1 protein-coding gene is annotated in these 758 nt (G+C 61.6%); it reads right to left on the reverse strand.

The genetic code is table 11. The annotated features are described in order from the left end of the window. The coding region (locus NLI84_RS18825; RefSeq protein WP_255992366.1) for a glycoside hydrolase family 18 protein at positions 1-758 on the reverse strand (758 nt) is incomplete at both ends.

Consider the following 758-nt stretch of genomic DNA (forward strand, 5'->3'; position numbering starts at 1 on the left):
GTCCAGCCACGACCGTAGAACGGCAGGCCCAGCACCAGCTTGTTGGCCGGCGCACCTTGCGACAGCAGTTGGTTCAACGCGTCATCGGTGTTGTAGAACGACACCAGACTGCGGTCGCCGTAGCAGGTATCACCCGCCTTGCCGCTGCACTTGTCGTTCGGTGCGGCCGGATCACGATACAGGTGCGACTGGAAGTTGGTCTGGGTCAGATCCCAGCCGCCGTTGTAGTCGTACGTCATCATGTTGATCCAGTCCAGGTACGGGGCGTACGAGCCGACGTTGATCTTGTCGAGCTTGTCCTTGCCCATGCCCAGTGCGATGGTCAGTGCGTAGCGCTTGCCGGTCGTCGCACCCAGCTCATCGAGCTGCTTGCGGAACTCGGCCAGCAGCAGGCGGTAGTTCTCGCCATCGTTCGCCGCCACGGTGTTGTAACCGAAGCCTTGAACGCTCGGGAATTCCCAGTCGATGTCGATACCGTCGAACACATCGGCTGCGGCACCCGGACCACCACGACCATCGACCACCGGCAGGTTGCCCTTGATGTAGATGTCGATGCAGCTCTTCACCAGTTGCTTGCGCAGCGCGTCGGTGGCCGCGGCGTTGGAGAACCACTTGGACCAGGTCCAGCCACCCAGCGAGATCATGTTCTTGATCTTCGGGTACTTGGCCTTCAGCGCCTTCAGTTCGCGGAAGTTGCCGGCCATCTTGTCGTCCCACTTGATGGTGTCGGCCGGATCGACGCGACGGCTCGGGGTACG

This window comes from Chitinolyticbacter albus (assembly GCF_024437655.1).
Taxonomy (GTDB): Bacteria; Pseudomonadota; Gammaproteobacteria; order Burkholderiales; family Chitinibacteraceae; genus Chitinolyticbacter; species Chitinolyticbacter albus.